This window comes from Chryseomicrobium sp. FSL W7-1435 (genome assembly GCF_038595005.1).
GTDB lineage: Bacteria > Bacillota > Bacilli > Bacillales_A > Planococcaceae > Chryseomicrobium.
Map to the genome: position 1 here is coordinate 1,827,706 of NZ_CP151997.1, position 23,686 is coordinate 1,851,391.

Sequence of the window (23,686 nt, forward strand, 5' to 3'; positions counted from 1 at the left end):
TATTTCTCTAGTTTACCATATTAAAGATCAGTCAATTAGGACATTTGTATGAATGAATGAATTTCTGAACGCTTTACATCGTCCGTTTCATAAACCCCTCGAGCAACAGCAGTAATAGTCTTAGCTCCAGGTTTACGAATACCACGCATTGTCATACACATATGTTCGGCTTCAATAACAACATACGCACCATAAGGATTTAACATTTCCATAATGCTATCTGCTATCGTAGAAGTGATTCTCTCTTGTAATTGAGGTCTACGTGCAGTAGTCTCAACAGCTCTAGCAAGCTTGCTAAGTCCTGTAACAACACCATCACGAGGTATATAGGCTACATGAGCTTTCCCATAAAACGGGACAAGATGATGCTCGCACATGGAGTAGAAAGGAATATCTTTCACAAGAACAAGTTCTTCGTGGTCTTCATGAAATACTGTTTTAAAATACTCTTTCGGATCTTGGTGGAGACCTTCAAACATTTCAGCATACATTTTAGCTACACGCTTAGGTGTATCCTGTAATCCTTCTCTCGTAGGGTCTTCACCTACAGCTTCAAGGATCATTTTTACAGCATTCTCTATTTTATGTAAATCGACAGTTGTCACTCTGTTTCCCCCTAGAACGTTCATCATATGAATCTTAACACAAGGGCTTGTTTTGGGGAAATTGTATATCTCGATGTCGAACAAATAAAAAAGGACAGCCCCGGAAGGCTATCCTATGTAGATCATTATTTCACTGCATCTTTAAGAGCTTTACCTGGTTTGAACGCAGGAACTTTAGAAGCAGCAATTTCGATTTCTTTACCAGTTTGTGGGTTACGACCTTTACGAGCCGCGCGCTCACGCACTTCAAAGTTACCAAAACCAATTAATTGAACTTTGTTTCCTTCTGCAAGAGCAGATTGGATGGATTCAAATACAGCATCAACCGCTTTAGAAGCATCTTTCTTAGAAAGAGAAGCTGATTCTGCTACAGCATTTACTAATTCTGTTTTATTCACATCATTCACCTCCTCTCAAGGAAGATACAATCAATCTGTAAAAAGAGTATCACAACAAAATTGTCGTTGCAACTGAATTTGCTATACAAATCGTTGTTATATAAGGATTTTGAGCAAATATGAGAGATACTATTCATGAACTTAAGAAATGCACAACATTTGGAAATAAGCAAATGGTTACCATAATATATTTATTGAACCAAAAAAAGAAGCCTATTTGGCCTCTTTTTGATTTTTAAATTATAAACGTAACTAAACCTTGTTGTTCTTGTTTCACAATTTTTTCAATCGTTTTAACTAACCGATGTTTAACTGGCAGATCTAATTGTGCTGTTTTGGAACGAATGCCCTCTTGTAATACATGAATTAAGGTAGTTCCAAAAAGCTGCGTCTGCCACAACTCATTCAAGTCATGATCGAAATGTTCTTGTAGTTCATTCTTAAGTTGTTGACTGTGGAATTCCGACCCTAACAATGGTGCAAATTCTGACATCATATCTACACGAATGATATGGAGAACTGGTGCTTTGGCACGCAACCGGACACCATGAAAATTATTTTCTCTAATAAGTTCAGGCTCGAACGGGACAAAATCAGCTGCAGTTGGCAATGCGATACCGTATCCAGTCTCAATCGCTTCTTCCAACGCCTGAGAAAACTTCTCCGTAGCTTTTTTAGCTGCATCGTATTGTTGAATGAGGTGCAAAAATTCAGAACGGCTTTGAATCGGAGTAGCAAGCCATTTAGAACAAGTCTCTTCATACAAACTATCGCTTACATGAACCTGCATAATTGCCTGTCCGCTAGAAGGATCCACCTCAATGAGTTGAGCGGCTGTGATGTGGGGAATCTCCTGCAGCGTATTAACTAAAACATCTACATCTTTCAGTTTATGAATATCATGAGTAGCACTTTGTAATGTAGCTTGGATAGCTTGCATGACCTCATTTTGAGGATCAAGCTCTAGCCATTCTGGGGCTTCTAATTCAATTGATTCAATCGGGAATTCAAAAAGTAAGCGACGAAGCAGCCGGTCTAAATGATTTTTATCCAAATCACGAATGGATGCAGCTTCAACGGGTACTTCATATTTTGTCTCTAAATAAGACACAAGAGCAGCAGTTTCATCGTTGAAAGGTGACTGAGAATTGATAACAAGCACAAACGGTTTGCCCAAAGATTTCATTTGATCAATAATCTCTTGTTCAGCCGGCTCAATCAATGAGCGCTCTAAACCATTGACAGTGCCATCTGTAGAGACGACAAACCCAACGGTGGAATGATCTTTCATCACCTTGTCCGTTCCTAATTTTGCAGCTTGTTGGAAGGGAATCGGTTCTTGATGCCACGGCGTTTGAATTAATTTTTCATGATTTCCAATTGAATCTACCATGTACCCGACACAATCTACAAAGCGAAGTTTCATGTGGAGATTTGAGCCTTGAATGGGAACAGACACTGCTTGAGCAGGTATGAATTTAGGCTCTGTCGTCATAATTTCTTGTCCCGCTGAACTTTGTGGCATCTCATCAATGATTCGGTTACGCTCTTCCCCATCCTCGATTGATGGTAATACTAAGTGCTCCAATAATTTTGAAATGAATGTTGACTTGCCAACACGCACTGGCCCTACTACACCTATATAAACATCGCCATTAGTTCGTTTTGCGAGTTCGTTTAATGCACTTTGCATACTCATCTCCCTTCATACTGTAAACTATGAAAAAAAGACCCACAGTAGACCTGTGGATCATTCCGGTAACATATATACGGGTTCATTTTCATCATTTACCGTGTAGGGTAAAGAATAAGCAGGAACAATAGGTGAATCATCAATTAATAAATACCGGATGTCCGTTCCTGGTTCGATTTGTTCATCAAGTTCTTGAAGCTTCGTGTAAAGCTCAATTGAATAATCGATAAAGATTTCTCCAGTCCCAATGGCCACTAAAGGTAATTGTGTGTTGGAATATGGACTTGGTACCGTTATTTCTGATTTATATCCCATTTTTTCGTAATCTAGGCTGTAAACACCCTCACCTAAAGTTTCAGCAATTGGTGCAAAACCATTGACTGACCTACGAAAATTAAGATCACGAAGAATATCTGTAGCTCGCAAATCCACAAGTTTAACAGTTGGATTTTCTTCAACGTCCCACATGATATATTGATAAATGCCCCCTGCTTCAAATGAATTAGACGGAACTTCACCCATGTAAGCAGGAACAATTTTCATAAAATCAATCGGATATTTGATGAATTGATCCACATCTTGATCTCTATTCTTAATGGGTAACAATCCACCCGATTGTTCTTCAAATTGGTCCACGGCTCGTTGCACTTGTTCCAATTGTTCAGGATATGGATTTACATTGTCGGGCTGATAGCCACTTTGAAAGCCACAACCTGAAAGCACTACTAGGAGAACACTACTAATAATGAAGACCTTTACCTTTTTCATTATGCAGTACCTCGAGTCGGGTTAAAAATAATATAGAGCATGGATACAAAACCTAGAATCAGGCATACCCAAGCAACGATTCGGATCGGCCAAGCCACCCATTTATTTTGAATTTTTGTGTTTACAAACAACATGAGTAGCATTGCGATAAACATAAATCCCATAGAACCAAATGAGACCCACATTTTGTCTAATGACGACATGACTATCCCACTTTCTTAAAACGATTTAAAATCTTCTAATTCATGCTTCTTCGTACGAAGCATTAGTTGTCCTACGCCTTCTTTTGGGGTTAACCCTTCAAACAAGACTTGATACAAAGCTGATGTAATCGGCATTTCTATTTCATACTTTTGTGATAATTGGTACGCCGCTTTTGTCGTTCGAACACCCTCAACCACCATACCCATGTTGTCTAATACTTGCTCAAGGGAATTCCCTTGGCCTAGAAGGTTTCCGGCACGCCAGTTACGTGAATGAACAGATGTACAAGTCACAATCAAATCGCCCATTCCGGTTAGACCGATGAATGTATACGGTTGAGCACCCATCTGTATACCTAGACGACTGATTTCTGCAAGTCCCCGAGTAATCAGAGCTGCTTTTGCGTTGTCACCATAGCCCAAACCATCAACAATACCTGCTGCTAGGGCTATTACGTTTTTCAATGCACCACCAAGCTCTACCCCAATTACATCTTCATTCGTATAGACACGGAAGTAATGATTCATAAAAATGTCTTGAATCTTTTGCGCTGCTTCAATATTTTCACTTGCTGCAGTAACAGTTGTTGGATGTTTTAAAACGACCTCTTCTGCGTGACTAGGACCCGATAAAACTACTATACTGTCTCGCAATTGCTCAGGAATTTCTTCTTCAATGATCTCAGAAATTCTCTTCAAAGAGTCAGGTTCAATCCCTTTAGAGACATGAACAAACATTTTAGGAGATGACAAGTGAGGTAAGAAATCACCAATCACTTCACGAAATGCTTTTGTAGGAACTGCAAGCACAATGATATTCGAATGGGTAATAGCGGCCTGCAGATCAGCAGTTGCCACTAGATTAGTTGGCAACGTTTGACCTGGAAGATATTTTTCATTCGTGTAATGAGTATTGATTTCATCGGCTTGATCTTGTCTATGTGACCAAATAAGTGTTTGGTGTTTATTTTCTGCTAGAACGTAAGCGAGCGCTGTTCCCCAGCTACCTGCTCCAAGAACGGTGATTGTTTGCACTAAACTTCACTCCTTTTACGTACGTGCGCGAGCGATAATCTTAATAGGTGTTCCTTCAAAATCGAAAGCTTCCCGGATACGATTTTCTAAGAAGCGTACATAGGAGAAGTGCATAAGTTCAGGTTCGTTTACAAACACGACAAATGTAGGTGGACGTGAAGCCACTTGAGTCGCGTAGTAAATACGCAAACGTTTCCCTTTGTCTGATGGTGCTGGATTACGAGCAACTGCATCTTCCACGACCTCATTCAAGATCGACGATTGAATTCGCATAGAGTGATTTTCACTTACACGTTGGATAATTGGGAAGATGTTGTGAACACGTTGTTTTGTTTTAGCAGATACAAAGACGATAGGTGCATAATCTAAGAACAAGAAATGCTCTCTGATTTGAGTTGTAAACACGTTCATAGTCTTTTCATCTTTTTCAAGCGCATCCCACTTGTTCACGACGATAATGACACCACGTCCCGCTTCATGCGCGTATCCTGCAATTTTTTTGTCTTGTTCTTGAATACCTTCTTCGGCATTTAGCACCACAAGTACTACGTCTGAACGGTCAATTGCCTTTAAAGCACGTAAAACACTATATTTTTCAGTGTTTTCATAAACTTTCCCTTTTTTACGCATACCAGCTGTATCAATCATGACGTACTCTTGCTCGTCATGAGTGTAGCGACTATCAATTGCGTCTCGAGTAGTACCAGCTACTTCACTAACGATGACTCGGTCTTGCCCAAGAACAGCGTTAATTAGTGAAGATTTCCCTACATTTGGACGACCAATTAATGAGAATTTGATGACTTCATCGCCGTAATCCTCTGAATCATCCTCTGGGAAGTGCTTTGCAGCCTCATCTAGTAAATCACCTAGCCCAAGTCCATGAGAACCAGAGATTGGGAAAGGCTCTCCCATTCCTAGTGCATAGAAATCATAAATCATATCGCGCATGTCAGGATTGTCAATTTTATTGACAGCTAGCACGATTGGTTTTTTTGTTTTGTATAGAATTTTCGCTACATATTCATCAGCAGACGTAACACCTTCACGTCCATTTGTTAAGAAAATAATAACGTCCGCTTCTTCCATAGCTACTTCTGCTTGTTGCTTAATTTGTTCTAAAAATGGCTCATCGCTTAACTCGATACCACCTGTGTCAATTATGCTGAAATCGTGCGTCAACCACTCGGCTGAGCTATATATACGATCTCGAGTAACACCCGGTGTATCCTCCACGATAGAGACACGTTCTCCTACAATACGATTAAAAATAGTCGATTTGCCAACGTTCGGCCGACCGACAATTGCTACTACCGGTTTTGTCATTTCGTTCATCCTTCCAACTTCATCTATAGGGTATTATACACGAATTATCTACAAAAAGAAAAAACAGAGGCACAATGGCCCCTGTCATGCTCAATCTTTATTAAAATCTTTGAAACGATCGCCTAACACATCAGAAATTGAGAAGCCTTTTGACTCTTCTGGCATTTCATAATCAGAAAAATCATCTGAAGTATTTTCTTGAAGTTCTTTGATGCTAAGAGACAAGCGACGTTCTTCTGGCTTGACGTCTAACACTTTCACTTCCACTTCTTGGCCTTCACTTAATACTTCATGCGGTGACCCGATATGTTGATGAGAAATTTGTGAAATATGCACAAGGCCTTCAACACCTGTAAATACTTCGACAAAAGCACCATAGCTTACTAAACGTTTTACTGTTCCTTTGTGGACTGAACCGATTTCAGCTTTGTCCGCAAGTGATTCCCATGGTCCAGGAAGCGTATCTTTGATGGATAATGAAATGCGTTCTGCATCACGGTCCACCGATAAAATCTTAACATTTACTTTTTGACCCTCTTGAAGTGCACTTGCTACGTTATCCAAATGGTCATGTGAAATTTGAGAGATGTGAACCAGACCATCTACGCCTCCAATATCAACAAATGCACCAAATGAAGCTAATCTCTGAACAGTACCCTCCACTACACTTCCAACCTCTAGTTGATCTAAAGTTTGTTGTTTTAGAGAAGATTTTTGTTCTTCGACTACAGCTCTGTGTGAGAGAATCACGCGATTCTTTTCTTTGTCCAACTCTACAATTTTAAACTCTAAATGCTTACCTTTGTAATCATCAAAGTTTTCAACAAAGTGATCTTCAATCAATGACGCAGGTATAAAACCACGTACACCAATGTCTACTACTAGACCACCTTTAACGACTTCTTTGACCTCTGTTTCAATGATAGTGCCATTATTAAATTTCTCTTCTAAACCTTCCCAAGCTTCTTCAGCTGTTGCTTTTCGTTTGGAAAGAACATAATTTTCTTCTTCAACTTTCGTCACCATTAACTTCAATTCATCTCCAACTGAGACGACGTCTGAAGCTTTCTCCACGTGCAGACTTGATAACTCGCTGATTGGCACAATGCCATTGTACGGAGCGTTCTCGATTGTAACGGTAATCGATTTTTCATCGACTTGTTCTACTTTCGCTTGAACGATATCTCCTTCTTTGAGTACTGGGATATCGTTTACATTCATTTCTTCTGTCATAAGATTATCCTCCTCCACTACGTCTATACCTTATTTTAGTCGAAATTGGCTGATAATACAAAAGCTAGCCATTACCTACTATATGGTATATGGGCCGAAAGTATTCTAAAGATCTTTACTTATTTGCATCCAAAAGCTTTTGAATTTCAAACATAATAGCCGCAGTCACTACATCTGCCGATGCTTTCGATTCTCTATAAGAAGACATGTCCATTGGTTTACCATAAACTACTTTTAAGCGTTTAAAAGGTTTATAAGGCCCGACCACTGCAGTTGGGACTACTACAGCGTCTCCACGGAGCGCAAAAAATCCTGCTCCTGCCAGTCCCTCTTTGAGCACACCGTCTTTAGAGCGCGTTCCTTCTGGAAACAGACCGACCACATTGCCATCTTTTAATAATTGAATCGCCTTCCGCATTGCTTCTCGATCACTCATACCTCGCTTAACTGGGAAAGCATTCAATTTAGGAATTAGGTTTTTCAGAATCGGTGCGTTGAATAATTCTTCTTTTGCCATGAAATGGACAGGTCTTGGAGCCAGAATACCCACGACAGGTGGATCTAATGCGTGAATATGGTTTGAACAGATTAAGACGCCGCCTTCTTTTGGAAAATCTTCAAGACCGCGGACATCAAAACGATAAATTGGCGCCAGTGCAGCATAAACGGCCGTTTTAGCAAATTGATATAGGTTCATTGCTGTAACTCCCTTTCTTTTGCCAGTTCAACTATTTGGTCTACTACTTGTTGGATTGTAAGATTAGTTGTATCCAGATAAATAGCATCTTGCGCTTGAACGAGTGGAGATGCCTTGCGTTCACTGTCAAACTTGTCTCGACGAATAATATCCGCTTTTAACTCTTCAAACTCTATGCTAATTCCACGTTCTTTATTATCCACAAAGCGTCGTCTTGCTCGCTCTTCAGCAGTAGCTGACATAAATATCTTTAATTCAGCATCTGGAATGACGTGTGTACCGATATCTCGGCCATCCATAATCACCCCACCTGATTGCGCTAACACCATTTGTCTACGCACAAGTTCTTCTCTGACGCGTGCATGAGCCGACACCTCTGAAACATGAGCCGTTACTTGCTGACTACGTATGGCGTCCGATACATTTTGATCATCCATCAGTACTTGTTGGCCAAGATCAGATGGTTGTAATTCAATTTTCGTAGAGGCAAGCAAGGATACTATCGCCTCTTCATTTGATAGTTCCAAGTTGTTTTCAATAGATTTGTATGTAATTGCTCTATACATAGCACCTGTATCCACGTATGTATAATTTAATTTTTCTGCTGCTAGCTTTGCAATCGTTGATTTGCCGGCACCCGCAGGTCCATCAATGGCAATACGAATAGTTTTCATCATTGTTTCCTCCAATTCATCAGAAACAGTTTACCATAAAAACTCCTCTAATCGGAATAATTAGAGGAGTACAGGTTAGCCATTTAATTTTTCTTTTTTGAGCAGTTCATGCGTGACCGCATCTACAAATAAAGTGTACACTTGACCTTGTTTTGTCTGGACGACCACTTCATAACTTAACTGCTGTTCAAATGAAGAACCCTCAATATAAGCTAAATTGGTAGATAACACTTGCGTACCTTCATTGACGAGTGTCTTCGGGTCCAACTCCACTGGCTCAGTATCGGGTAAAGCTTCTTGTTGAATGTATTCCATTGGTTGAATCCCTAATACTTCTCCAGTATCTTTGGCAAGCTTAAGCTGCACACTATCACTGTAAACAAAAGCTTGATTCGGCATTTTACGCGTAAACGTGAAGTGCCATGCTGAGTGATTTTCACGGCTTGACGTTATTTCCGTATCGGTAAAACCTAGTTGTTTAATTTTCTCACCGGCAAGTTTTCTTAGTTTTTCCGGTTCTTGTGATTTTTCACTATAAGGCTTCTCAATTAATGTGGTTAATAATTTTCCGCCTTTAACAGAGTAATCAGCAAATCCTTTTTGCTTATTGCCGCTAAATTCAATATGGTAGAACGGGTAAGGTGCAGACTCTTTACTTCGTGTTACACGAATCGTTGAGTTAGCTAACTCAGGAAATTGCTTTTTCCAAAGGGCAACGACTTCGTTCTCCTCCATTTCATCTCCTTTTAAGTGAGCTAACTCGATTTTTTTGGCGCGATCGGATTCACTTGTCGTTTCTGGAAAATCTGTTTCTGTATAAGTTTTAACGAGCTTATCTAAGCTTTCAATACTTTTCTTTGAGCCCTCATCTAACTGTTGATGATAAAAACGCGTTAATAAATCCTCTTTCTTCTGAATGGAACCATTTGTCCGTTCCCAATCAGCAATGACGACATCTAAATTATCTTGAGTCGGTTCGATAATTTCCCGCCATTTTGCAAACTCAATTTTGCCTTGATCCGCAAGTTTTGCTGAATCCCCAATTCTTGCAAGGTAATTCAACCATAACGTACTTGAGTCTTCTTCAAAGGGTAGTGTACTCATTTCATATCGAATTTTATCGGTCATGCGCCAGATACCATTTAAATCATCTGAAGCGAGCTCTGATGATGACACAAGTGTAGCGCCGTCTATGTGAGTCGAAAGTTGATCCATGCTTTCTCCGATATTGTAGATTCTGCTGGCGTAGTTTGTAGAGACCGTGTTGGCCATAGCAGTCATTTTTGACTGCTGCCAAAATAATAGTCCACCAAGTACTAGGACTGTTGCAACCAAAGTAACCATCCATTTTGTTTTCATAAGGGCCTCCTATTCACAGAAGATATGTTTTCCAATTGTTTTTATTTGCGGTCGTGTCCAAATCCATTCACTTGTGGCTGTTACAGGGTTGAAGTAATACAAGGCGTTTTCAGTTGGATCCCACCCATTAATCGCATCTATGACGGCCTCTTTTGCCCTTTCATTTGGCGTCAACCAAATTTGTCCGTCGTCTACTGCTGTAAACGCACGTGGCTGGAAAATGACCTCAGAAACTGTATTCGGAAATTGAGGAGATTCAATGCGGTTCAGTATGACAGCCGCCACTGCCACTTGCCCTTCATAAGGTTCCCCACGTGCCTCACCATAGACAGCATTTGCTAATAATTGCAGTTCTTTATCCGTATAGCCAGGTGGCAGCTGAGCAGTAGAAGGCTTTCTGGTCTTCCCTTTTACTTGTTGATCGAGAGGTTGGTTTCCGTAATAGGTGAATTGAACACCTTTCTTGATTTGGCTATGGACATAGTCATAATCAAAGTCACTAAATCCTTCGAGTTTTTTTCTGGTTGCTGCACCAGCAACTCCATCCACAGGTAACCCATATTGTTTTTGGAATTGTTGCAAGGCTTGAGATGTACCTTTCCCAAAATGCCCATCAATCTCACCATGATAAAATCCGAGATACTGAAGACGAGCTTGTAGTTCAATGACATTGTCACCATAGTTGCCTTCAACGATATTTTGATTGGTAAACGCCGTACTCTGTCCAGCTCCTATAGAGAGTATGAATAAACAGACAATAGTAGCAAGCCACCATTTCATTTTTTTCATGAGTTGACTCTCCTCCTTTTGATTTAAAGGTGTGGAGAAAGTAGCCAATTATACAAAAAAACTTCCGACTATACGGAAGTTTTAGTTATAAATCTTTCGATTCGTATAATGGATGTTTTGTTAAACGATACTTTCGGGACAACGCATGAGCTTGTTTCACACGAGATAATGCAAACATCCATAAGATGAGCATAAATCCTGACCAAATCATAATTTTGTCTTCTGCACTATATAATAACGAATTATAAATAAAATGGAGACCAAGGGGAGCAAATAAAGCTAAACTAAGTAACAGTTTCTCTCTGCCTTTTACGAATTGAGCTCGTCCTAAATAATAGCCCATAACAACTCCAAACAATGCATGACTAGAGACAGGCAATATGGCGCGAATAAATGCTGTATCAATACCAAAGCTAACCAAATACAAAATATTTTCGACGGTCGCAAACCCCAGAGAAACACTCGCACCGTATAAAATACCATCATAAGGATCCGGAAATTTTGTTTGCTTATAGATGGCTATAAGTAAGATTAACCATTTAAAAAATTCTTCTAATACGGCTGATAGTGAGCCGCTCCAAAAGGAAGTGTCTGTCAGAACTGTCTCCGCTTGAACAATATATTGAATGAAGAGAATAGGGAATGTAAGGATTGCTCCATAAAGGAAAGCATAGAAAAGTAGGCGACTTGGTTCGGACTCAATCTCACGTCGGAGATAGAAATAACTTAATAAAGCCAGAGAGGGAGCAATAGCCACTGAAAATAGTATGAACAGTTTTTTTTCCTCCTCTCGTGGTACTATATTCATATCGTACCATTTTATTAAAGGGGTGTGAAAATGAAAAAATTATTACTCTTACATACAGGTGGAACTATTTCCATGCATGCAGTTGAAAAGTCAGCGGCAGTCATGACTTCAGCGATAAATCCGCTGTCGGCTGAATTAGATAAATTATCTTCATTAGCAAATATTGACGAAGTTGAAGTGTTTAACCTACCTTCTCCTCACGTGACTCCAAGTCATATGATGCAGTTGAAAGAGGTTATTGAATTAAAACTTTCGACTACTAGCTATGATGGCATTGTCATCACTCATGGAACTGATACGCTTGAAGAGACTGCTTATTTTTTGGATTTAACACTCAACCTGTCTATTCCAATTGTCCTTACGGGGGCTATGCGATCTTCCAATGAACTTGGCGCTGATGGTGTTTATAATCTATTGACTGCTGCCCGTGTAGCCTTGAATAAGAAGGCGCGAGACAAAGGTGTGTTAGTTGTGTTAAACGATGAAATTCACACTGCTGAAGGGGTTACTAAGACGCACACTAGCAATGTCTCAACATTCCAATCGCCTTCTTACGGCCAGATTGGGCATGTCACGAAATCCATTATACATTTTCACAATCAGCCACTTCGAACTCCATATTTACCTATTAACAAGCTGACGAAACGAGTCGCGCTGTTAAAAGTATACGCCGGAATGGAACCTGAACTCATCCAAGCAATTTCTCAAGCCGGTTACGATGGGTTGGTGCTTGAGGGATTAGGCCAAGGTAATATCCCACCCGCTTTAGTACCCGAAATTGATCAATTAGCAAGTCGGCATCTGCCCATCGTTTTGGTATCCCGTTGCTTTAATGGTATTGCATTGGATGTTTATGGCTACTCAGGAGGCGGGCGCGATCTAAAAAATCGTGGCGTTCATTTTGCACATGGATTAAACGGGCAAAAAGCACGATTGGCATTACTGGCTGCTCTGCATCAACCAGAGCCTGCTGCTGCGCTGGTTCGTTTTTTCCAATCGGCGTATTTAGAAGAGTAATTCGAGGTTCCAGTACACGAGTTATGCACTCATCGTAACGAGTTATTCAATCATCAGAAACGTTTTAGCGATTACCACAGAGCAAGTTTCGATCATCACGTATTTACGCGATCATCATAACGAGTTATTCAATCATCAGAAACGTTTTAGCGATCATCACAGAGCAAGTTTCGATCATCACGTATTTACGCGATCATCATAACGAGTTATTCAATCATCAGAAACGTTTTAGCGATCATCACAGAGCATGTTTCGATCATCACGAATTTACGCCACTAACTTAACCAATTTGAAATTTTGGAAGCCAGGTTGCCATTTCCCAGGCCCTCTGATTTTCACCGAGACCCGGCAACGCAGCTGAAAGCGTTCTTCTTTCGGCTGACGTGGGGAGGCTCGCAGAAACTCACCTAGGAAATGGTGTTCTGGCTGAAGGGATTTCAAGTTTCACACAGCTTAATTATTAATTTCCCTCTTGACACCCGCAAAAATTGCATCAAAAAAAGCACACTCTACTCAGTGTGCTTTTTTGCAATATGCTGCGCAATCAATTCTCCATGAAAGCGACCATTTTCTATGAATATTTCATTTGCATTGTTCCCAGCAGCAATAACACCTGCAATATAAACACCTGGAACGTTGGTTTCCATCGTAGATTCGTCTAGGAAAGGTTTGCCGGTTTCTTGATCAAAATCAATTCCTAAGTCAATCAAGAATTGACGGTTTGGTTGATAACCCGTCATCGCAAAAACAAAATCAGCAGATACCTCTTTTTGTTCGCCAGCACTTTGCACAATAACCGAACGGTCTGTAATCTCTACCACCTCAGTTGAAAAATGCATCGTGATTTCACCATTTTTAACTGCCCCTTCAAACTCAGGAAGCACCCATGGCTTGATACTTGGTGAATAGCTCCCGCCTCTGTAAACAACATGCACATTTGCCCCTGCTTTATTTAATTCAAGAGCAGCATCTATGGCAGAGTTTTTTCCGCCAATTACAATGACATCCTGTTGAAAGTAGGGATGCCCTTCTTTAAAGTAATGGTAAACATGAGGCAGTTGTTCTCCCGGAATGTTCATTAGGTTTGGTTGGTCATAATATCCCGTTGCAATAACAATAGAACTTGCCGTATAGCTACCTTTTGATGTTGTCACATGAAAGTGATCTTCAACCTTAGCTACACTCGCTACAGTCTCAAATGTGTTAATGCGCAGGTTTTTTCGTTTTACAACTTCGCGGTAATAAACAAGCGCTTGATTACGCTTAGGCTTTCTCTGTTCGACAATGAAGGGAACATCTCCAATACCTAATTTTTCACTAGTGCTAAAAAAAGTTTGATGGGTAGGATAGTTGTAGATAGCATTGACAATGTTTCCTTTTTCGAGGCACAAGTAGTTTAGTCCTTTTTCTTGAACGGCAATCGCTGCAGCAAGACCACAAGGGCCTCCTCCAATAATAATGACATCGTAGTTCATTTCACTTCACTTCTTTCCTACAATCTTAATGCTGTGTAATTCACTTTGGGCACCTAACCGCAAAGGCAATGTGGTCGTTCCGAAACCGTTTGAAATAAGCTCGTAACGATCTTGGTTTTTCACTAATTTCCCCAGTGGTTGAAGTCCCCAATTTAAGAATCGAATTTGACCGCCGTGGTGGTGACCAGCGACGACTAGATCCACAGGTTTGTCAGTAGCCAATTTAGTAAAATATGCGGGAGAATGTGTCATAAAAACTGTATACATAGAGGCATCTGTCGTTTCGAAAGCTTTATCAATATCTACTTTACCAGTATGCACATCATCAATCCCAATTATTTGTACGGGAACTGTCGAAAGTCGAACAGAGTCGTTACAAAGAATAGTTACTCCATTAGTTTCTAAAAGGTTTAAAAGCTTATTTTCCCCGACTTCTCTATCATTATTACCAAACACATAATAAAGAGGTCCTAGTGTAGAAAGGCGTTTAATGTTACGTTCTGTTCGTTCAAGTGGCACACCATCTTCTGTGAAATCTCCACCTACTAAGACAGCGTCATAATTAGTTGCTAACTTTCGCAACAATTTCAGTGGAACAGTTCTTCTATGGATGTCTGAGATAAATAACAGTTTAGCTGTTCCTTCGAATTTAGATGAATGAATTTGGTGATGTTCTATGTGAACCTCTTGAGCCATTGTCGCCATATAACGTAAGAGGCTAAATGCTGCTTGGCTGACGATTGATACCATATGTGACCTTCTTTCTTTATCAGTAAACGAACAACTCGCCCCATCAAGGAGCGAGCTGCTAAGGTAGTACGAGTTGTTGACCCACACTAATTTCATTGGATCCTAGGTTGTTAGCCTGTTTAATTCGGTCCACTGCACTTGGGTCATTATAATAATTCATGGCTATACGATATAATGTCTCGCCAGTTTGGACTGTATGTGTACGTGTTGATGGCTCTGGAGTTGGTTCTGGTTCTTGCTCCTCAGGTTGTTGCGTTTCCGGCTGTTGTTCAACTGGTTCTGGATCTTCTACAGGTTCTTCTTCTACTACTTCTGGCTCTTCAGGTTCGGTTGCCGGTTGTTCTTCTGGTTCTTGTTGCTCTTCTTCCTCTTCACTCTCTGGAGTTGTAACAGGTTGAATGTCCAATTGGACTACTTGTTGATTGGTTGGTAGGTCATTGGCTAAAGGATCATAAAAGAAATAGGCATAGACAAATAGAAGAATCGGTAAAATGATTCCTATAGTGAATAATGTTGGCAAAAACCAATTTCTAGGCCTACCAGTAGGTTTCTTTTTAATTTTCTTCTGGTGGCGCGCTCGTCGTGTAGCAGTACCTGAGTCTTCAATTGGCTTGCGATGTTCATCTAAACGCTTCTGATAGTCATTGTTTGCCATGATGTTTGCCCCCACTTGCACTCTTTTGTCTAATTATGCCGAAAATTAGAAGGAAAGTAAATGAATCTTACGGGAATAGTTGTTTGATCCGATCAACAACAGTTAGTTGCTCTGCATTTTCTTTGGTGAAGTCATTCACTAAATGAGTTTGCATGTGCTGAACTATATTTGTACAGCGATTGCAACAAATTTCCGGTTTTGTTTCTAGGTTCTCTCCAAAAGCTTCAGTAAGAGAAGATCTGATACAAGCTTCACTTCGCAAGATCTCAAATAACTGGTTGATTTCTTGAGTTTTGTGCATCCGTAAATTTTGAAAAAGTTGTTGTTGCTCCTCTAGGGACATTCTAGACTGCCAATACGTTAAGATTCGTCTTTTTTGGTCATCAAGAATGGTGTCCTGATTTTCCATAAATAGACTTATATCCGTATTATCTGGAATATCTGAGGTTGCTATGAACTGGCTTTTTCTAGCGTCATCCTGTAAATAAACTAATGTCGCGAAGGATTGCTTGCCATCTCGAGAAGCTCTTCCTATCTCTTGTAAGTAATTTGATAGAGAAGTTGGAACATGATCATGGATGATTTGTCGGATGTTCTCTTTATGTATACCCATTCCGAAGGCATTTGTAGCACAAATCCAATCTAATTGTCCGTGAGAATATTGTTGTTGAATAAGTGAACGCTCAAGAGGTGGCATGCCACCGTGATAAGCAGCAGCTCTGATCCCCTGACCCGTTAACTTTTCTGCATAATATTCTGCTCTTTTTCGAGATTGAGTATACAAAATCCCCGGTCCTTTAAACCGACTTATTTGCGAAAGAATAATTTCTTCTTTCTCATGCTCATTGTCGGCTTCAGTAGTTTGAAGGGCTATGCTAGGTCGATCAATGGAACGAACTACCTCCTTCATAGCCGGTCGATTAAATAGATTTTTCAAAGATTGACGTGTTTGATCTGTGGCCGTTGCCGTTAGAGCAAGTATTTGCTTAGTAAACTGTTGATTAATCCATTCTGTTGCTCGTAAATAATCCGGACGAAAATCAAGTCCCCATAATGTTAGACAATGTGCTTCATCAAATACAAAATAGCTTACGTGCAATTGTGAGATTGCGTTCTTGACTCGATCATTTTGCAAGACTTCTGGAGAGAGAAAAATATAGTCATAAGTACTAAGGTTATTTAATGCATAATTTCTTTCAGGCGGCGATTGAAAAGAATTTAGAGCCACTACTTTCTTAACGCCTCGTGCTTTTAATTGGTCCACTTGATCCATCATTAATGACACCAGTGGCGAGAGTATAATTACGGTACCGCTATAATAAGGTGTAGGAAATTGATAGAGGATTGACTTACCAGTACCCGTTGGCAAGATGGCAAGAACGTCCTCTCCCGCTAAAAAGTACTCCAATACCTCTTGTTGACCGGGACGAAATGTATCAAAACCAAATCTTTGATGCAACTCAAGCTTTAAATTGTTCATGAGTGTCTCTCCCCTAACGCAAGTGCTAAGCGAATTTGAAAATAGCTGAATTCAGGTAATTGATCACGGAGTAGTTTAAGTTTATACGTGTTTAATGAGTGACGAGTCCTCATAATGGTTTGTACATTTTCCCCGGATAGAATTTTATGAAATTCGAAATCAGGATCAAGAGTGGCTATTTCAATATAATGATCTTCAATTGTACTCTGTTTTAAATTGCGGACAGCTACTATCTGATCAAGAGAGTAGCCTTTTTCTAAGTAATTTTTTGTCAGACTGGCTGTTTCAGTTAGTGGAGAAGGAACCTTTACAAGTCGATGAAGTGGATGTTTTGTTCGTTTTAAGTAGTCGATGAATTTCGCAATTACTTCTCTATGTTCGAACAGGCAATCAATTGGTCTACTGTTCAACGTAAAAGCTAGCTGTGTCCATGTTAATCCAGCAAGATGATAACCCGTTAGTCGGAAGATGAATAAAGTTTTTTGGGATTCTGTCAGTTGTTCTTCCTGGATAAAATTCTGAATGGATTCTTTAACTAAATTAGCTGCATCAGATAGTGAGCTACATTCATTGATCCATCGTTTCACGTTTGTTTGAATTTCTATATCCGTTACTACCGGTACATACGATTTTTCATGATAGAGTGCATTTGATGCAAATTGGCTAAGCAGCAATATTTTTTTCTCAAAAGGAAGCAACGCAGGTTGCATAGTATTAGTAGCAAAGAGTGTGTTAAACTGCGTTACAAACCTCCGTCCTTCATCTGTGACAGTTGGTGATTCAAATGAATGCAACCACCCTTGACTCACTAAAGAGTTCACTTCAGCTTGAAAATCTTCTTTCGAAAGATCCGGGGCAATTGCAAAATATCCTGTCAATTTGTAATAATGAATATCTTGGAGAGTTTGTCCCGATTTTTTACCTTTTAATACGTAATAAGGAGCCATTGCACTGCGTTCTCCGTTTAATTGCTGATAAAGTGTGACTAAAAGTTTTTGAAAAAACATGGAACACCTCGTATTCTGAGCGTTTAATGGTTGAAAAGAGCCACTACAATCTATAAAATGAAATCTATACGTAGAGTTGCAACAAAAAGGAGAGACCATAATGGCTAAATATACAATTGTTGATAAAGATACATGCATCGCTTGTGGTGCTTGTGGAGCAGCGGCTCCAGATATTTATGATTACGATGACGAGGGAATTGCATTTGTTATTTTAGATGATAACATGGGGACTGTTGCTATTCCAGATGAGTTATTAGAAGACATGGAAGACGCTTTCGAAGGTTGCCCAACCGATTCTATTAAAGTAGCAGATGAATCATTTGAAGGTGACGCACTTAAATACGAATAAATTATGTAAAAACTCGTCTAGCTCAATGAACTAGACGAGTTTTTTTATGCCAATTGATAGGATTTACTAACTTTATCCAAATAAGGTTTTAACTTTTTAAACAGCAGAATCATGACTACCGTTATCAAAGCTCCTTTGATTAGATTAAATGGCAGAATCCCATAAATTAAAGTATTCATAAGAGCTGAGCCAGATTCCATAGGGAAATTCAAAAAGTAGGCGTACATTGGTAGGAAGATAAGATAGTTTAGTAAAGTCATCCCTACTGCCATAGATAGTGTTCCTGCGATTAAGCCTACATACATGCCTTTAGTAGACGTTACTTTTTTGTAGATCAAGTAAACAGGTGCAATGAATAAAATGGATGTCACAAAATTGGCCATATGTCCTACTGGAACTCCTGTCGGGCTTCCCGAGATAAACCAATCAAGTACATTTTTTAAAAATGCGACTGCTATTCCTGCTACAGGTCCCATAGTAATAGCAGCAATCAATGCTGGTACATCACTGAAGTCAACCTTTAAATAGGCTGGTAGTGCCGGCAATGGAAATGCTAACAGCATCAAAATAAATGATAGACTGCTCAGCATAGCCACAGCAATTAGCTTGCGTGTGTTGCTTTTGAACATGACTTTCCGCTCCTTTTGCGATTCTCTTCACAAGAGGAAAGGCTCACGATTCATGTGCACTTATTTGCATGTAAATGAAAACCCTCAAGTCAACTAAGACTTAAGGGAGAAAGGTACACTTAAATAAGCGTTTGAGATCACATAAACGCTGCACCTTCACCTTCTCCCATCCAGACTATACTGTCGGCTTTGGAATCTCACCAAATCCTGCCTTACGGCTCGCGGGCTAAACTTTCGTTATTACCGCCGATCGGGAATTGCACCCTGCCCCGAAGATGAATCATATGATTAAATTATACATACTAGTGTATGCACTACTAATCATATCAGACAGCGTATTACCATGCAATACGTATGCTTATTCTACTGGTAAGACAATTTTGTTTATTCCCACTAACGATCTTGTATCTTCAGGCAGTGGATATAATGACTCGTCCCAATTTTCAATAACAAGAGACTTTCCAAATGATGCTGCAGTCACAACCAAAGATTCCACCATAATCGCTAAATCTCTTCTTGGCATAGAATCTGCAGTCAACCATTCCGTAAAGATAACCGTCACTTGTTGTTCTGTCTCTTCGATTGAAAAGTTTATTCCGCTCGGTAGGATTGGTTCTACTAATGAATTGCCTGGGTTTCTCAGACGTTCTAAAGCTTCTTCAAAGGTAGAACTCTCTTCACGTGGATAAGGAACTAAGTAAGAATCTCCAGTAGCATTTTGCATCGGGCTATACGCAAGCATTGAAGAACTCAAATCGATCGGCTCTTCTAAAGGCCCCACCTGATCCCAGTCAAGTAGTTCACCTGCTTCATTCACCAGAAAAGCTTCACTAAAACTCCCCCCAAATAAATCTTTGAGTGAATTAAAATACACTTCCATTGAAGCAGAAGCCATGTCATAAGGATGATCATCAGGTAATGTAATTTCAAGTGATCCATCAACATCTTGATAATTTCCTACTAAAGGATAATACTCATCAAAACCTGGTGTAAGCTCCTGTATTTCTAAGCTATATTTTTCAATTAACTCAAGTTGACTTGGAACTACTTCTCCAAAATCAGTAGCAATTCGCTCATTTGGAATGAGGACAGTTATAGGAAAAGCAACTGCTTGATAGTTTAGTGAGAAAGGCATAATTGTGTAGTCGATTAGCAAAGGGTCTTCTGCAAAGACAACTGTAGCATCCTCTGCTGGCAGCATTGAAATGCTTGATTCTGCTGACTCCTCTGCACTCTCTTCTCCACTATCTGCTGTTTCAGAATCCATTGAGGCAGCTTCTTGCTCCTCTGCCCCAGAGTCTTCTGTTCCGGTACTCATGGACATTTCTTCTACTGAACCTTCAGAAGCGGAGTCGCTTGTAGGTAATTGCAAAGTATTCATCATAGATTGAACAAATAAAACGAGTACAAACAGTGCGGCTACAGTAATAAAGGCCGGTAACCATGGTTTACTCTTTTTAACTTTGTTAACTTTTGCTTTAGAAAGCGCCTGTAAAACATCCTCTTTGCTTCGGTTATCCTGTTGTTTTGGCATAGAGGAGAGAAGATTTTCAAGTTGTTTATCTGAATAATTACCGTTTGTCATGTTGCAAATCCTCCTCTCGCTCCTGTGACATACGCTTTTTCAGATGTTGAATTGCACGATGTTGCGTTGTTTTGACTTTAGACTCTGTCCATCCAAGCGCATCTGCCGTTTCTTGAATAGACAATTGTTGAAAGAAGCGCAAGACAATGACCATTTTCTGATCTCCTGTGCATCCATTTAACTGTTCGAGTAATTGCTTTTTCTCATAATCGACAATCAGAAGCTCATCAGGTCTCATATCGTCTGATGTCAGCTGAATCGACTCCCAATCAAATGAATCAAATGACCTTTTCTTTCGGACACTTTGTTTGCGGAAGTGATCGATTGCCACATTTTTAGCAATGGAGAAAAGCCATGTTTTTTCAGAACTTTTTCCTTGAAACGAATCATACGAGCGCAACACTCTAATATAGACTTCTTGCGTCAAGTCTTCTGCCACTTGCCTGTTTTGCACCAAAAAGATCAGGAACTGAAACAAGTCCTGATGATACGAATCATAGATTCGGTGAAAAACGGAGTCTTTCATGGTGTTCCCCCCGTTCCCTACATTAGTCGTTTGAATTCAAAATAAGTTACATCTTTTTTAATTCAATGATAAAAGCCGTTCCTTTTCCTACTTCACTTTCAACTCGAATATTTCCTTCGTGACGATCGATGATATTTTTCGCAATGGCCAGTCCAAGACCTGTGCCCGCTTTACCTCGTGTTCTGGCTTTGTCTGCTTTGTAAAATCGCTCAAATATATATGGCAAATCTTCTGGAGGAATTCCAAAGCCGGAATCTCGGATCTCGACACGAATGAACTCGTTCATCTGATTGACACTCACATTTACTTGATCACCCTGTTCAGTATGGCGGAAAGCATTATCGAGAAGATTTGTAATCACTTGTTCAATACGATCTTCATCGGCATGAATTTCTGTGCTACTGTCTATCGTTGATGAGAAGTTCAATTCAATATCTCGTTCTTTTGCTCGCTGACCAAATTTTGCAGTCATACGTTCAACACTAGTTGAGATTGAAAAAGGAGCTTGATAAATACGTAAATAACCTGATTCAAGACGTGCAAGATCAAGGAGCTCTGTCACAAGTCTGCCCATTCGATTCGATTCATCCGAGATAATACGGATCATCTCTTTTTTCTCTTCTTCTGTTTCAACTACATCGTCTAAAATCGCTTCACTATATCCCTGTAACATAGCAATAGGAGTTCTTAGCTCATGACTAACATTAGCGATGAAGTCACTGCGCATTTTATCGAGGCGATGTTGTTCTGTCATGTCCCGAATAACGGCTATTGCTCCACGCACGGTATCTTTTGAGTACAGCAAAGATAAACTGATGTTGTAATAATGCGAGTCTAATTCAAATTCTTCTTCCAGTTCTTCCTCGTTTTCAACAGTATGTTCCAACATATGAGTGAGTGCAGCAGGTAAAGGTGAATTTTCATCTATCGCATGCGCTGACCATCTTCTTAACAATTCATCTGCTGGTGGATTGTTGAGCAGGATAGAAGCATCTTTATTAAACGTAATAACTGCGTCTGTCATAGAAGATAGAATATTAGACAACTGTTCTTTTTCTTGATTGATTACTTCAACATTATGTTTAATTTGCATGCCCATCCGGTTAAACGCTGCTCCAAGTTCCCCAATTTCATCACGCTGAGAAGAAGGAACTCTTGTATGAAAATTCCCTTTAGCCAGTTCATGTGCACCCTCTCGCATTTTACGTAGAGGAGAAGTGATTTGAGTAGACAAGAAAAATGATAAAAGCGTAGTTAAAATCATAGCTAAAAATCCTGATAAAAATACAATTTTCGTCGTTTGATTGGACGTGTTATTTACTTCCTTCAAACTCTGGTATATAAAAACCACACCATGCGGTGAAGTTGATTCTTCAAGAGGATACGCGAGCACCAAATAATTTTCCATTCGAGCAGAGTCTGATAAGGACGGGAGGAGCATTGTCTTTAATGAAGATTGATCACTATTAAACGCTCGATTAAACAGCTCATTATCTTGAAGTTTTTGTTGTGTCTCCTGTTGACCAAGTCCTTCATGAATCGCTTCTTGCAACTCTTGTTCTTCCGAATAAATCATCAAATTTGTCTCATCAGCCAAGATTTCTTGGATTAGAGGCGTATCAATAGAGGAATTCTCTTTAAAGATATTCGAAATCAATTGCGCTTCCTGACGTAATTTAATCTCAGCTTGTTGGGTATGAAAGTCTTCTAAGAACTCGAGCATTAATACTGTGACAATAAATAATACAAAGAGGACGAGAAGCATTATGGTTCCCCACAGCTTCCCGACCACACTATTCCATATTCTATTCATTGATTACCTCAAATTTATAGCCGACGCCCCAGACCGTGACAATCATTTTTGCAGCACTTTCTGATACCCGGTTAAGCTTTTCACGTAATCGTTTCACATGTGTATCTACTGTTCGCAGATCTCCAAAGAAATCATAATGCCAGACCTCTTTCAAAAGTTGTTCACGATCAAACACTTTATCTGGAGATTTCGCTAAGAAATAAAGAAGTTCATACTCTTTAGGTGTCAGACTGACTTCAGTTCCATCTGCTGTCACTCGATGCGCATCATGGTCAATTGTCAGATGAGGGAAAACCACTACATCTTTACTAACTGATGACGAGGATTGAGATACGACAGTAGTTGACCGGCGTAGCACAGCTTTAATTCTCAAAACAACTTCTCTTGGACTAAATGGTTTCACAATATAATCATCAGCACCTAATTCAAAGCCTTCCACTCGGTTAGCTTCTTCGCCTTTAGCTGTCAGCAACAAGATGGGTGTTGTGCTGACTTCACGAATTTCTCGCATCGCTTCAAGACCATCTTTTACTGGCATCATAATATCGAGTAGGATTGCATGAAAATCTTCTTGTGCAGCTAGCTCAATGGCTTGTTGGCCATTTTCAGCTTCAGTAATTTCATACCCCTCTCTTTCGAGGTACATTTTTAATAATCGGCGAATACGTTCTTCATCATCCACCACAAGTAATTTAACAGATTCAGACATCTCGACACTCCTTTTCTGCAATCAGCTGTCTTCTCTTCATATTGTACAGTACCCGGCATTGAAATCAACCTTATGAAAACAGCTGCCACATAATTGTGACAGC

Annotated in this window: 25 protein-coding genes and 1 riboswitch; of the genes, 2 read left to right on the top strand and 23 right to left on the bottom strand. The window is 39.9% G+C overall.

Annotated elements, in window-relative coordinates; all coding sequences use genetic code 11:
- Positions 1-35 precede the first annotated feature (35 nt).
- The 13 genes from folE to prsW form a co-directional block, all read right to left on the bottom strand.
- A complete protein-coding gene (gene folE, locus MKY84_RS09270; RefSeq protein WP_342525722.1) occupies positions 36-605 on the bottom strand; it encodes a GTP cyclohydrolase I FolE in 570 nt (189 codons plus the stop codon).
- Between the two features lie 125 nt (positions 606-730).
- The gene (locus MKY84_RS09275; RefSeq protein ID WP_094941762.1) at positions 731-1,003 is read right to left on the bottom strand and encodes an HU family DNA-binding protein; all 273 of its coding nucleotides are present in this window, start codon (positions 1,001-1,003) and stop codon (positions 731-733) included.
- A gap of 235 nt (positions 1,004-1,238) precedes the next feature.
- Positions 1,239-2,696 (bottom strand): stage IV sporulation protein A, encoded by a 1,458-nt coding sequence (gene spoIVA / locus MKY84_RS09280; protein ID WP_342525723.1) that lies wholly within the window; start codon positions 2,694-2,696, stop codon positions 1,239-1,241.
- Positions 2,697-2,753: 57 nt separating this feature from the next.
- Entirely contained in the window at positions 2,754-3,464 is a 711-nt protein-coding gene (locus MKY84_RS09285) for a hypothetical protein (protein ID WP_342525724.1), read from the bottom strand.
- Positions 3,464-3,667 (bottom strand): DUF2768 domain-containing protein, encoded by a 204-nt coding sequence (locus MKY84_RS09290; protein ID WP_342525725.1) that lies wholly within the window; start codon positions 3,665-3,667, stop codon positions 3,464-3,466. The genes MKY84_RS09285 and MKY84_RS09290 overlap by 1 nt, the downstream gene beginning before the upstream one ends.
- Positions 3,668-3,682: 15 nt before the next feature.
- Positions 3,683-4,702 carry an NAD(P)H-dependent glycerol-3-phosphate dehydrogenase gene (locus MKY84_RS09295; RefSeq protein WP_342525726.1) on the bottom strand — a complete coding sequence of 340 codons (1,020 nt, stop codon included), beginning with the start codon at positions 4,700-4,702 and terminating at the stop codon, positions 3,683-3,685.
- 15 nt (positions 4,703-4,717) lie between these two features.
- The gene (gene der / locus MKY84_RS09300; protein WP_342525727.1) at positions 4,718-6,028 is read right to left on the bottom strand and encodes a ribosome biogenesis GTPase Der; all 1,311 of its coding nucleotides are present in this window, start codon (positions 6,026-6,028) and stop codon (positions 4,718-4,720) included.
- A gap of 90 nt (positions 6,029-6,118) precedes the next feature.
- Positions 6,119-7,261, bottom strand: coding sequence for a 30S ribosomal protein S1 (gene rpsA / locus MKY84_RS09305; protein WP_342525728.1), 1,143 nt, complete (start codon positions 7,259-7,261; stop codon positions 6,119-6,121).
- Between the two features lie 115 nt (positions 7,262-7,376).
- Positions 7,377-7,958 (bottom strand): lysophospholipid acyltransferase family protein, encoded by a 582-nt coding sequence (locus MKY84_RS09310; RefSeq protein ID WP_342525729.1) that lies wholly within the window; start codon positions 7,956-7,958, stop codon positions 7,377-7,379.
- Positions 7,955-8,635 carry a (d)CMP kinase gene (gene cmk / locus MKY84_RS09315; protein ID WP_342525730.1) on the bottom strand — a complete coding sequence of 227 codons (681 nt, stop codon included), beginning with the start codon at positions 8,633-8,635 and terminating at the stop codon, positions 7,955-7,957. The genes MKY84_RS09310 and cmk overlap by 4 nt, the downstream gene beginning before the upstream one ends.
- A 72-nt stretch (positions 8,636-8,707) precedes the next feature.
- Complete coding sequence (locus MKY84_RS09320) at positions 8,708-9,991, bottom strand: PepSY1/2 domain-containing protein (RefSeq protein WP_342525731.1); 1,284 nt, start codon at positions 9,989-9,991, stop codon at positions 8,708-8,710.
- A gap of 9 nt (positions 9,992-10,000) precedes the next feature.
- Positions 10,001-10,780, bottom strand: coding sequence for a spore cortex-lytic enzyme (gene sleB / locus MKY84_RS09325; RefSeq protein ID WP_342525732.1), 780 nt, complete (start codon positions 10,778-10,780; stop codon positions 10,001-10,003).
- Between the two features lie 85 nt (positions 10,781-10,865).
- On the bottom strand, positions 10,866-11,588 hold the full coding sequence (prsW, locus tag MKY84_RS09330) for a glutamic-type intramembrane protease PrsW (RefSeq protein WP_342525733.1): 723 nt from the start codon (positions 11,586-11,588) through the stop codon (positions 10,866-10,868).
- A 30-nt stretch (positions 11,589-11,618) separates the two neighbouring features.
- Between prsW and MKY84_RS09335 the strand changes: the two genes are divergently transcribed.
- Entirely contained in the window at positions 11,619-12,605 is a 987-nt protein-coding gene (locus MKY84_RS09335; protein ID WP_342525734.1) for an asparaginase, read from the top strand.
- A gap of 509 nt (positions 12,606-13,114) precedes the next feature.
- On the opposite strand, the gene MKY84_RS09340 is transcribed toward MKY84_RS09335, so the two are convergent.
- The 5 genes from MKY84_RS09340 to MKY84_RS09360 all read right to left on the bottom strand — a co-directional run bounded on the left by MKY84_RS09340 (position 13,115) and on the right by MKY84_RS09360 (position 17,972).
- Positions 13,115-14,080: a YpdA family putative bacillithiol disulfide reductase gene (locus MKY84_RS09340; protein WP_342525735.1), complete on the bottom strand. Its 966-nt coding sequence runs from the start codon at positions 14,078-14,080 to the stop codon at positions 13,115-13,117.
- Between the two features lie 6 nt (positions 14,081-14,086).
- Complete coding sequence (locus MKY84_RS09345) at positions 14,087-14,830, bottom strand: metallophosphoesterase (protein ID WP_342525736.1); 744 nt, start codon at positions 14,828-14,830, stop codon at positions 14,087-14,089.
- Positions 14,831-14,888: 58 nt separating this feature from the next.
- Positions 14,889-15,485, bottom strand: coding sequence for a LysM peptidoglycan-binding domain-containing protein (locus MKY84_RS09350; protein ID WP_342525737.1), 597 nt, complete (start codon positions 15,483-15,485; stop codon positions 14,889-14,891).
- Positions 15,486-15,552: 67 nt separating this feature from the next.
- Complete coding sequence (locus MKY84_RS09355) at positions 15,553-16,965, bottom strand: RecQ family ATP-dependent DNA helicase (RefSeq protein WP_342525738.1); 1,413 nt, start codon at positions 16,963-16,965, stop codon at positions 15,553-15,555.
- Positions 16,962-17,972 (bottom strand): helix-turn-helix domain-containing protein, encoded by a 1,011-nt coding sequence (locus MKY84_RS09360; protein ID WP_342525739.1) that lies wholly within the window; start codon positions 17,970-17,972, stop codon positions 16,962-16,964. The genes MKY84_RS09355 and MKY84_RS09360 overlap by 4 nt, the downstream gene beginning before the upstream one ends.
- Positions 17,973-18,072: 100 nt before the next feature.
- On the opposite strand from MKY84_RS09360, the gene MKY84_RS09365 reads away from it, so the two are divergent.
- On the top strand, positions 18,073-18,321 hold the full coding sequence (locus tag MKY84_RS09365) for a ferredoxin (protein ID WP_342525740.1): 249 nt from the start codon (positions 18,073-18,075) through the stop codon (positions 18,319-18,321).
- A gap of 44 nt (positions 18,322-18,365) precedes the next feature.
- Here MKY84_RS09365 and MKY84_RS09370 read toward each other — a convergent pair whose 3' ends face one another.
- From MKY84_RS09370 to MKY84_RS09390, 5 genes are all read right to left on the bottom strand, one after another.
- Positions 18,366-18,950, bottom strand: coding sequence for an ECF transporter S component (locus MKY84_RS09370; protein ID WP_342525741.1), 585 nt, complete (start codon positions 18,948-18,950; stop codon positions 18,366-18,368).
- A 154-nt stretch (positions 18,951-19,104) separates the two neighbouring features.
- A riboswitch (FMN riboswitch) is annotated at positions 19,105-19,231 on the bottom strand.
- Between the two features lie 77 nt (positions 19,232-19,308).
- On the bottom strand, positions 19,309-20,535 hold the full coding sequence (locus MKY84_RS09375; RefSeq protein WP_342525742.1) for a hypothetical protein: 1,227 nt from the start codon (positions 20,533-20,535) through the stop codon (positions 19,309-19,311).
- Positions 20,522-21,097, bottom strand: a complete 576-nt coding sequence (locus MKY84_RS09380) for an RNA polymerase sigma factor SigX (protein ID WP_342528880.1) — start codon at positions 21,095-21,097, stop codon at positions 20,522-20,524. The genes MKY84_RS09375 and MKY84_RS09380 overlap by 14 nt, the downstream gene beginning before the upstream one ends.
- Positions 21,098-21,107: 10 nt before the next feature.
- Positions 21,108-22,874, bottom strand: coding sequence for an ATP-binding protein (locus MKY84_RS09385; RefSeq protein WP_342525743.1), 1,767 nt, complete (start codon positions 22,872-22,874; stop codon positions 21,108-21,110).
- Positions 22,867-23,583 (bottom strand): response regulator transcription factor, encoded by a 717-nt coding sequence (locus MKY84_RS09390; RefSeq protein WP_342525744.1) that lies wholly within the window; start codon positions 23,581-23,583, stop codon positions 22,867-22,869. The genes MKY84_RS09385 and MKY84_RS09390 overlap by 8 nt, the downstream gene beginning before the upstream one ends.
- Positions 23,584-23,686: the final 103 nt, after the last annotated feature.